Origin of the sequence: Dialister invisus DSM 15470, from assembly GCF_000160055.1 — a bacterium.
Lineage (GTDB): Bacteria > Bacillota > Negativicutes > Veillonellales > Dialisteraceae > Dialister > Dialister invisus.
Map to the genome: position 1 here is coordinate 1,821,869 of NZ_GG698602.1, position 11,094 is coordinate 1,832,962.

At 48.1% G+C, this 11,094-nt stretch carries 7 protein-coding genes; all 7 read left to right on the forward strand.

The features are described from left to right. The first annotated feature begins 139 nt into the window (after nucleotides 1-139). The 7 genes from GCWU000321_RS09300 to GCWU000321_RS08840 all read left to right on the forward strand — a co-directional run bounded on the left by GCWU000321_RS09300 (nucleotide 140) and on the right by GCWU000321_RS08840 (nucleotide 11,009). Nucleotides 140-1,510: a hypothetical protein gene (locus GCWU000321_RS09300; RefSeq protein ID WP_050754533.1), complete on the forward strand. Its 1,371-nt coding sequence runs from the start codon at nucleotides 140-142 to the stop codon at nucleotides 1,508-1,510. A gap of 174 nt (nucleotides 1,511-1,684) precedes the next feature. Continuing rightward, entirely contained in the window at nucleotides 1,685-2,131 is a 447-nt protein-coding gene (locus tag GCWU000321_RS08815; RefSeq protein ID WP_007070892.1) for a hypothetical protein, read from the forward strand. Between the two features lie 350 nt (nucleotides 2,132-2,481). Further along, entirely contained in the window at nucleotides 2,482-6,249 is a 3,768-nt protein-coding gene (locus tag GCWU000321_RS08820) for a phosphoribosylformylglycinamidine synthase (protein ID WP_007070894.1), read from the forward strand. 123 nt (nucleotides 6,250-6,372) lie between these two features. Beyond that, on the forward strand, nucleotides 6,373-7,563 hold the full coding sequence (locus tag GCWU000321_RS09435) for a DUF4241 domain-containing protein (protein WP_007070895.1): 1,191 nt from the start codon (nucleotides 6,373-6,375) through the stop codon (nucleotides 7,561-7,563). Between the two features lie 88 nt (nucleotides 7,564-7,651). Further along, nucleotides 7,652-8,713, forward strand: coding sequence for an MmcQ/YjbR family DNA-binding protein (locus GCWU000321_RS08830; RefSeq protein WP_040381611.1), 1,062 nt, complete (start codon nucleotides 7,652-7,654; stop codon nucleotides 8,711-8,713). A gap of 270 nt (nucleotides 8,714-8,983) precedes the next feature. Next, nucleotides 8,984-9,550, forward strand: coding sequence for a manganese efflux pump MntP (locus GCWU000321_RS08835; protein WP_007070897.1), 567 nt, complete (start codon nucleotides 8,984-8,986; stop codon nucleotides 9,548-9,550). 115 nt (nucleotides 9,551-9,665) lie between these two features. Next, on the forward strand, nucleotides 9,666-11,009 hold the full coding sequence (locus GCWU000321_RS08840; protein WP_040381614.1) for a Na+/H+ antiporter NhaC family protein: 1,344 nt from the start codon (nucleotides 9,666-9,668) through the stop codon (nucleotides 11,007-11,009). The last annotated feature ends 85 nt before the right edge of the window (nucleotides 11,010-11,094 follow it).

Genomic DNA, 11,094 nt, shown 5'->3' on the forward strand with positions numbered 1-11,094 from the left:
GATTCTCCATTCCCATTCGCTTCGTATACACCTGCTTTCTTTGAAAACTTTCCCGCATCTTTGACGGAGGCCGGCGCATATCATATGATATAGAAGTTATGATGGTTTTTATAGAATATAGGACAAAGGGGGCTGTCTTATGATGGCTGCATTGAGAGATTGTATGCCTATGACATCCTGGCTTGTGCTGACTATGTATTTTTGCTTTTTCTGTCTTACCTGCCGGTATGTCATCGAAGGGCCGGGCGGGAAGATCTTTTCTGTCATCTCTTTTATAATAGGCGGTACTGTCATTGCCATGGATACGGGAGCAGGCACTGCGGGAGGCATCATCTGTCTGCTGGGCGTATTGAACCTGGCCAGCCATGGACCGTATTTTGGCCGTAAAGTTGCTCCGCGGTATGTTACGTCATTTTTTTCTACAGATCTGGAATATGATTGGAGGAAGCTGTTTTTCGCCAGTATACTGCTGGCAGTTCCGGTTGTACTTTTCTGCCGCTTCCTGTTTGGAATGGAGTCATTGTGGCTGATGGCCGTGTGTGCTTTCCTTTCCGTTTTCTGCATGCGTGATATCCTTCTCCATTGGGTGGATCCGTTTTGTATCCATGGGAAAGAAAGCAAAATTGTTACGCTCCGTGATTATCAGACGCGGAGGATGAGGGGCAGACATTACCGTCATGTAAATATGCATTTTTTCTGGTTTAAGGAAAGCGGGCCCTATGTGGCAGATGCGTGGCGCCAGCGGCTGTTTGTTGATCATATCGGTTCAAAATACCAATGTGTAACGGGAAAGGGCCTTTTTGGAACGGAATATATCGTTCGTGTGCAGATGGTGGAAGACCGTGGAATCCAGTCCCCGGAGCCAATGGGGTATGGGAAAGGGTGGCGTCTTACGAGGCAGATGTATTCTAACTATTTCATGCTTCCTTTTCTACTCATGGGGATACTGCTCATCATCTTGCCGGTGATAGGACTGACCGTGCTGTCTGCGGTAGAGGTATCATTTCCTCCCGATTATCTTCTGCTTTATGCGGGGCTGCCTTTTCTTCTGGGGGTAATGAGTCTCTTTCTGGGGCTGTGGGTGCGGCGCAGGCAGTCGCGGAATCTGGTTCATCTGGGAACAGGGCGGGAAAAAACATTTCGCCAGTGGGAACAGATCATGCCGGAATTGCAGGAGCTTACAGAAGGAGAAAAAGCGCGTATTTATGATGAAGTAGTATGGAAGATCAGGATACTTGTTCTTGTTGTATTGATCCTGCTGGCGGGGATTCTGCTGCTTGCCCTTCCTGCGGCGTGGAAATGGTTTGTGGAAGTGTATTTCCCTTTGCTGCGATATATTGTGGATTCTGCGGCAGAGATGCCCGATTTGTATAGCGGTTATGGAGTCAGACTGTTTGCTTCATCCCTGTCGCTTCCGGCCATGTTCTTTATTCTGCATTTGGTAGTGAAAAAGATTTTTTTGCGGAGTTTTCTTCATACAGCATGGGAACATGTGAAAAACAAGACATAGTATAAGTTGGATATGGAAAACTTCATTTTATGCAGCAGGGGTCAGGGATTTTCTTGGATAAACAGATCAGGAAAAGAAATCAGCCCCGCAAGCGGAGGATATATTTTCTGCAAAAGAACGTAGCCGGAATGGGATACCGGTATCAGAACGGATTTGAGAAAGGAAAGGGACATCATGGATCCTTTTTTGTGGCTTGTGGGATTTGTCATCTTTGCAGAGAGTGTATTTTTTCTTGGCATTTTGTTTGTACTTGCCTTTTACGGCTGGCGTCTGCTCCGCCATATCTGGCAGGGGACAGCGTTTACCGCTTATCATATAGAAAATGAGATACTGTATATCCATAATGTGTTTGAAACTTCTTGTCCCCTGTCCGATATAGAACGGGTGGAAGCAAGGAAAGTACTACTATACCGCCGCCCGCTGAGTGGGGGCGCCAAGTACTTTATTCGTCTGTATCGAAAAAACGGCAGGAAGACAGGCATGATAATCTGGAGAGAGGGATTTAAGCGTCAAAATTATGAAAGTGCCGAGGAAAAAGTAAAAGAGTTTTTTCAATTGATGGAGTCTCGGGGGATTCCCTGCCGTATGATGGATGGATGGGATTGGTTTTTCCATGTATAAAAGAAACAGGAGATGCATTTTCGGAATGAATTTTACTGATGCGGTAAAGCGGTATCGGCATGGAAAGAAAAGGTAAAGCCGCCTGTATACTGCTCTTTATTATCTCATTTCCGTGTAGAGAGGAAATGCTTCCCGCAATAAGACATGCAAAGGTATCCGCTATCCCCGGCGGGTGCTTTTTTGTTGGACAGAGCTATCTTTTCCTTTAGGTGCAGCAGAGAAATATGTCTCTGCGGAAATAAAAGGCGCATGCGGGGAAACATGAGGACGGCGGGGAAAGCTTTGTGGTAATATAAGTGTGTATAAACAGGTTTGTTCCATTTATTTTCGTTCTGTCATTTGGAAAATATATGAAAGAGAAGGTGTGCACTTTGTCTGACATTAGACGGCTTTACGTGAGAAAGAAAGAAAACTTCCGGCAGGGAGAAGAAAGTCTGACTGCCCAGCTGAAAGAAATTCTCGGTGAAAGGATTCATGAAACGGCCATTTACCACCGTTATGATGTGGATCATCTGAGTAGTGACGATTATGAAAAGGCGGTGGCGACCGTTTTCTCCGAACCGCCGGTAGACTCCGTGCAGGCGGAATTACCGAAAGGGGATATGGTGATTGCCGTGGAATTCCTTCCCGGCCAGTATGATCAGCGGGCGGACTCGGCAGAACAGTGCCTTGCTATTGTTACAGGCCGTGACGGTGCCCGTGTACGGTGTGCTCTGGTGTATGTTTTCCATGGTGATTTTACAGACGGAGATCGGGAAAAAATTTTGAAATTTCTTGTAAATCCTGTGGAATCAAGAGAAGCATCTCTGGAAGAAGCGGAAACCCTGGATCTGCCGGTTGAAGAGCCGAAGCCTGTAGCGGTTGTAGAGGGTGTCCGTGAATTGGATGATGCCGGGATCGACAGACTGATTAAAGACATGGGACTTGCCATGAGCCATGATGATCTGGCTATGATTCGTGAATATTTCAGGACGGAAGAAAAGCGCGATCCGACAGTCACTGAGATCCGTGTACTTGATACTTACTGGTCCGATCACTGCCGTCATACCACGTTTTCCACGGAACTTACCGAAGTAGGAATTGAAGACGGCATTTTCACCAAACCGATCAAAGAGGCATGGAATGAGTACGCAGATGCCCGTCTCCAAATGTACGGTGAAAAGACCGGCCGTCCTGTGACACTCATGGATATGGCGACGGTGGCCGTGAAGGCGCTTCGCAAAGAAGGCCGCCTGGAAAATCTGGACTCTTCCGAAGAAATCAATGCGTGTACAATCAAAGTGACGATTGACACTGTCGATGGAGAAGAAGACTGGCTCCTTCTCTTTAAGAATGAAACGCATAACCATCCTACGGAAATCGAACCTTTCGGCGGTGCGGCGACCTGTCTCGGCGGCTGCATCAGAGACCCGCTGTCCGGACGTTCTTATGTATACCAGGCGATGCGTGTCACCGGCGCTGCGGATCCGCACACACCGCTTTCCGAAACACTTACGGGCAAATTACCGCAGAAGAAAATCGTTGTGGAAGCGGCGAAAGGGTATAGCTCTTACGGAAATCAGATTGGCCTTGCCACAGGGGAAGTGAAAGAATATTATCACCCCGGATTCATGGCAAAACGCATGGAAATCGGCGCTGTTATAGCAGCGGCTCCGGAAAGCCATGTCATTCGTGAACGGCCGCAGGCCGGTGATGTGGTCATCCTTGTGGGCGGCAGGACAGGCCGTGACGGTATGGGCGGCGCGACAGGCTCATCTAAAGAACTGAATACGGAATCTATCGAAACCTGCGGCGCGGAAGTGCAGAAAGGCAATCCGCTGACGGAGAGAAAAATCCAGTGCCTTTTCCGCCGCGGCGAAGTGACCCGTCTGATCAAGCGGTGCAACGACTTTGGCGCGGGCGGCGTATCCGTGGCGGCAGGGGAACTGACAGACGGTCTTTCCATCAACTTGGACAGCGTGCCGAAGAAATATGAAGGCCTTGACGGTACGGAACTGGCGATTTCCGAATCGCAGGAAAGGATGGCGGTGGTTGTCAGGAAAGAAGACGCCGATCGTTTTATTTCCTATGCGGCGGAAGAAAATCTGGAAGCGACAGTCATTGCCGATGTGAATGATACGGGGCGTCTTGTGATGACCTGGCGGGGCGATAAGATCGTCGATATTTCCCGTGCCTTCCTTAATACAAACGGGGCGTCCCAAAGAAAAGATGTATATATTACCCAACCGGATGAAGAAGGCTTTTTTGTCCGTCCTGAAATCAAAGATATCCGTGCGATGTGGTTAGAAGCTATGGGTGACCTGAATAATGCGTCCCAGCAGGGACTTGTGGAACGTTTTGATTCTACTGTCGGAGCGGGGACGGTTCTTATGCCTTTTGGAGGCAGGTACCAGAAGACGCCCGCTGACGGAATGGCGGCTAAATTTCCTGTACGACGGGGCCAGACGGACAGCGCAAGCTTCATGGCACACGGCTTTGATCCGGATCTGGCGGAATGGAGCCCTTTCCATGGCGCCGTATATGCGGTTCTTCTTTCCGTGACACGCCTCGTGGCGATGGGGGCGGATTGGCGCAGGGCATACCTCACGCTCCAGGAATATTTTGAAAAACTGACAGACAGGACAAGCTGGGGAAAACCTGCTGCTGCTCTTCTTGGTGCATTCCATATGCAGGCGGCTCTCGGTCTCGGTGCCATCGGGGGCAAAGATTCCATGAGCGGTACGTTTAATGATCTCCATGTACCGCCGACGCTTGTTTCCTTTGCTGTTGCTCCCGGAAAGGCTTCTGAAGCGGTCAGCCAGGAGTTGAAACAGGAAGGAAATACCCTCATGCTTTTCGGGATGCCCAAAGATGAGACAGGAATGCCGAACCTTGACGTATTTAAACTGCATGCCGATTTCCTGTATCAGGAAGTGAAGAAAGGAAATATTGCGGCCATGAAAGCCGTAGGACATGGCGGTGTTGCTGTGACTGCAGCAAAGATGGCTTTCGGCAATAAGCTGGGCGTGGACTTCACGACGGGGAATTTGCCTCTGCCGAAGTATTTTGGGAACTTCTATGGAGCGATCATTGTGGAAACTGCGCCGGAGTTGGCGGAAGAGTACGCAAAGCAGCCGCACACGAGAATTCTCGGCACCATCGGCGGAGAGGTGATGAAAATAGCGGATACGGAAATTTCTCTGGAAGACCTTCTTCGTGCGTATGAGAAGACGTTGGATCCTATTTTCCCAAGGCGTGCGGAAGATCTTACGGGAAATATTCCGGTCATTGATGAAATGGAACCGAAATTCCGCTTTGCCGTGAAAACCGCCATTACAAGACCGAAAGTATTTATTCCCACGATGCCGGGTACCAACTGCGAAGTGGACAGTGCGAGAGCCTTTGAACGGGCAGGCGCTGATACAGACATCTTCATCATGAGAAACAGAGATGCGGCGGAACTGAAAGAATCCGTGGAAGAAATGGCAAGACGTATTTCCAGATCACAGATCGTCATGTTTCCCGGCGGCTTTTCCGCAGGGGATGAACCGGATGGAAGCGGCAAGTTTATTGCGGCCGTATTCCGCAATGCAAAACTCATGGAGGCCATGGAAGAACTTCTCCATATAAGAGACGGATTGGTTCTCGGTATCTGCAACGGATTCCAGGCTCTGATCAAACTGGGACTCGTTCCATACGGTGAATTTAAGCCGTTGACAGAAGAGGCGCCGACGCTGACATTCAATACCATCGGACGCCATCTGTCCCATTATGTAACGACAAAAGTGGTTTCTACAAAATCTCCATGGCTGTCTTTGTGCCGTCCGGGGGATCTGCACAGTATTCCCGTAAGCCATGGGGAAGGGCGCTTCATTGCGTCTGATGAACAGATCAGAGCGCTTATTGCCAATGGACAGGTAGCAACACTTTATACAGACAGTGAAGGCCACCCGACTTATGACAGCCGGTACAACCTGAATGGGTCAAATTGGTCCATTGAGGGCATTACCAGTCCTGACGGCAGAGTTCTGGGAAAGATGGGGCATACGGAAAGAAACGGCGCGAATATCGCGAAAAATATTTACGGCAATAAATTCCAGCCTTTGCTGGAAGCAGGCGTGAAATATTTTAAGGGATAGTTCTTACTTTTGATGAAAGGGTCTCCGTGAGGAGGCTCTTTTTGTGTAGGCGTGGACATGTAAGAAAAGAGGATGATAGAATGAAATCAATGTAACAGGGGTTATCGGAAAGGCGGGATAGAGATGTCGGATGAAGAAAAATGGTTGAAAGCATATGAAAAATTAAAGAAGGAAGGAATGCTGGCACCCTCTGTCGATTATGAAGAGTTGTTTGCAAAAAGTGAGTTTCAGGGTAAGAAACTGTTTTTATTTTCCATGGGAACCGTAACTTTCCCTACAGGGAAGATCATTGTATGCGACCCTCTTGTGTATCTGGATAAAAACACTGTGCCGTACAGGGAGAAAGTTCCTGTCGGAACGTTCATGCTGGAAACACTGGCGGCAGAAATGGAAGAAGGAAATTTCCGCTACATTGCCACACGGATCCGTTTCGCTGAGGAAGAAGCAGCTTACTATGAATTGGCGCTGACCGGTACAGAAGATTTGTCTGATTGGAAAAATTTTGATTATATCGGATTCGCTGTCGATGCAGGGCTGGCGACCGTGGCAGATGTCAAAGTAAGGGACGCTTATTGCAAATTTGAAAGTGACTGGTATGAAAAGAATCCGGAAGGAAATATATATGATGATTTCTTTGCAGATATATTTGCAAAGAGCTATGAAGCAGCGCCCCGGTTCCAGAGAGAAGGGGGCGACTGGATCAATTTCACGATACCGGGGACTTCATACCGGCTTCCCATGATACAGAGCGGATTCGGAGACGGCTGCTATCCCGTGTACTTTGGTTACGACAGGGCGGGAAATCTCTGCCGGATGGTCATGGAGTATATCTGCTGTGAAGCGGAGGAGGAGTATACACCGGAAGAGGAGGCTTATTTTGATGAAAACCGGCCGTTTCTGGAACAGATTGGAGAATGGTATGTGAATGACGAGCCGCAGAAAGTCATAAAGGCCATTACCTCTCTTCCCGAAGAAGAAAAGACAGATCTCCTGATGGGTGAGCTGGCCGTGGCTTATAATAATACGGAGCAGTATGAAAAGGCGCTGGAAATTCTGGAAGAACGCATGGATCGGAATAGGGAAAACTATGAATGGCATTACCGGCTCGGGTTTGCCCTGTATTACTGCGCGGAGGAGGAAGAAGATGTAAAAAAAGCGGAGAATTTAAGCCGGCGTGCGGAAGAAGAATTCCGATGCGCCCTGGCATTGAAACCTTCTCCTGCGTTCAAGGCGGAATGTAAAGAGTTTTTGGCATGGATAAAGGAAGATTTCTCCAGTTATGAGAAAGGGATCAAACCGGCTAAAAGGGAATAGTGTGATCAGGAGATTCTTTCGGGAATCTCTTTTTTACGGACGGCTCTCTGCGTGTAATTACAGAAAACATATTTTCAAGGAGAAAGATATGGGGTTGGAAGCAAAAGTATTTGAACGGAAAAGACCGGATTTCGAGAAACTGGCGGAGTTCGGTTTTCATAAGGACAAAGAAGGGTACCATTATTCCCAATTATTTATGGATGGAGATTTCAGGGCGGACATTTCTATCAGCCTTGAAGGGAACGTTTTCGGACGCGTTTTCGATACGGCGGCGGGAGAGGAGTATCTTCCCGTCCATGTGGCGTATCAGACGGGGGCCTTTGTGAATACGGTCAGGGCCCGTTATGTGGAAATATTGGAAACGATAGGCGCCGGATGTTTTACTGACAGACTTTTTCTTTTTGACCAGTCGGAGCGGATTGCGGAGATGATTAGGATGCGGTACGGCGACCGTCCGGATTTTCCGTGGAAAAAATATCCCGGATATGGCGTATTCAGAAATCATGAAAATAAAAAATGGTACGGAATCATTGTGGCAATTCCGAAAAATAAACTGGATGGTGGAAAAGACGGGGCGGTTATAGAAGCGATCAATGTGAAAATTCTGCCGGAAGAGAGAAAAAGGCTCTGCGGAACAGCAGGTATTTATCCCGCATGGCATATGAATAAAAAGAGCTGGGTGAGTCTGATTCTGGACGATACACTGCCGGACGGGCAGATTATGGAATTTCTGGAAGAAAGTTACCGATTGACGCAGAAAAAGAAGGACGGAGCAAAACAGGACACAGTGCCCCATACATGGATCATACCTGCCAATCCGTATTACTATGACATCATTTCCGCATTCCGGAAGACGGATGTTGTGGAATGGAAGCAGGCGGGACATATCGAGAAGGGAGACACGGTGTACATGTATATGGCGGCGCCTTACTCTACCATCCTGTACCGCTGTGAAGCGGTGGAAGTCGATATTCCCTGCCGAGAAGAAGATAAGAAACGGGAACGGTACTGTATGCGTATCAGGCGAAATAAAACCTATGACCGGTCATTCTGTCCTCTTTCCGAGATGAGAAAGCGGGGCGTACCGGGTGTCAGAGGACTGCGCACAATAACAGCAGAACTAAAAAGATATTTAGATGAAGCGAAATAAAAATTTCTAAATGATAATGTATTTCAAGTATCAGAAATACGATGAATACTGATTTTTTGCTTGACAGACAGCAGGTTTGGTGATATTATTCTCAATAAGTGGGGGAGTAGCAAGCATCCTGTGCAGTAAGTCAACATGCTGACCTTATGGTCTGGCTCTACTTTAAAATGCGAGACTCACGTGTTTAGCAAAAGCTATGCGCGGGATCTCTGATCAGGAAATTTACCGGGCATAGCGTTCCGGTTTTTTATTTTCCGAAAGAGAGAAAATATGGACTTTGTATTTCTGCTGAGCAGCGTGCTCCTCGGTGCCGGTCTTGCGATGGATGCTTTTTCTGTTTCTCTGGCGAACGGTTTTCATGAACCGGGCATGGGATGGAAAAAAATCAGTTTTATGGCGGGCACTTTTGCATTTTTCCAGTGGCTTATGCCTATGGCGGGATGGATCTGTGTGCATATCATTGTGGAGGTATTCCAATTCTTTGCGTCCTATATCCCATGGATTGCCTGTTTTCTTCTTTGCTTTATCGGCGTAAGCATGGTGAAAGAAGGATTTTCCGGTGATGCGGGACATATCCGGGCCGGTGTGGGGAAAAAAGCGCTTTTGCTGCAAGGCGTGGCAACTTCCATCGATGCGCTTTCCGCAGGGTTTACCAATGAGCAAATGGACTTGGCGGCCGCATTTGTCTGTGCTCTCATTATTGCGGCAGTAACATTTGCGGCTTGTGTGGCCGGGGTAATGATCGGCAGGAAATTCGGAGTGAGGCTGGCGGATAAAGCTGCTGTCCTCGGCGGAATTATTCTCATCTCCATCGGATTGAAAATGGTGCTGCTGTAGCAGACCGGAAGAAATATTTTGTTATCGATGCAGCTTTGGGCGAAAGGCTTCAAGCTGTTTTTATTTTAGGGTAAATCTTGTTATAATGGGTGAAAACGTAAAGGGGGATTTTCGGATGGGGTATCGGCACAAAAAGGAAGGAGCGCTCTCTCTTCTGCCTTTTTTAATTTTTATCGTCATTTATCTCGGCGCGGGGATTTATTTTCAGATTCATGGCGTGGAAATGGCATTTTACCAGTTTCCATCGGTGACGGCCATGTTTATTGCGGTTCTTTCCGCTTTCTTTATGGGAGATGAAACGCTTCAGGTAAAATTCGGTATTTTTTCACGAGGCGCGGGCAACGAAAATGTCATGACCATGCTCATGATCTACATCCTTGCCGGCGCATTTTCCGCCGTGGCAGCCGCTATGGGCGGCCGTGACGCGACAGTAAATCTGGGGATCAGTTTTGTTCCTGCCCAATACCTGACGGCAGGCATTTTCATTATTTCTGCGTTTATGGGTACGGCCACGGGGACTTCTATGGGAACCATTGCGGCCATCGTGCCCATTGCAGCGGGAATTTCCGTGAAGAGCGGAATTTCTGAAGCGCTCATGGTGGCGGCCTGTGTGGGCGGCGCTATGTTCGGAGATAATTTATCCATGATTTCTGATACCACGATTGCAGCGACACGGACGCAGGGCTGTGAATTGAAAGATAAATTTAAAATGAACTTCAGAATTGCCCTTCCGGCGGCAGTTCTCACGATTTTTCTTCTCCTTGTTATCGGCCAGCCGTCAGCGGCAGCTGATTTGCAGGAGCTTGATTACAGCCTGCTTAAAGTATTTCCTTATATTGCCGTTCTTGGACTGGCGCTTCTTGGGGCAAATGTATTCCTCGTACTCACTGTAGGAATATTCCTTGCCGGATTTATCGGCATGGCATCGGCGGAGCTTACGGTTATTACTTTCGCACAGAATATCTGGAACGGCTTTATGGGGATGGGAGAAGCCTTCTTCCTTGCTCTTTTCTGCGGCGGTATTTCAGAAATGATTGCTTACTACGGCGGTATCGAATGGCTTATTTCCAAACTGCGCAAAATGATTAAAGGGAATAAATCCGCCCAGCTGGGCATCGCGGCGCTCGTGTCCCTGACGGACTGTGCCACGGCAAACAATACGGTGGCAATTATTATCAGCGGCGGTGTGGCAAAAGATATCAGCAATGAATATGGGATAGATTCCCGCAGGAGCGCGTCGCTTTTGGACATTTTTTCCTGTGTGTTCCAGGGGATTATTCCCTATGGTGCCCAGCTTCTGACCGCTTCCGCGCTGGCGTCGAAAAATGGTACTGTGATAAATGCGATGGAAATCATTCCCCATATGTGGTACTGCTGGCTTCTGGCCATTTTCGGAATCCTTTCCATCTATATCCCTTACGCCGATGGCGGCTTGAAAAAAGAGCGCGCGGAAGAATAAATACGTTTGACCCGGGGGGCGGCGGTGTGTAAGCTGCGTGATATGGGAATAAATATATTTTATGCCTGATTATTTATTAAGTATT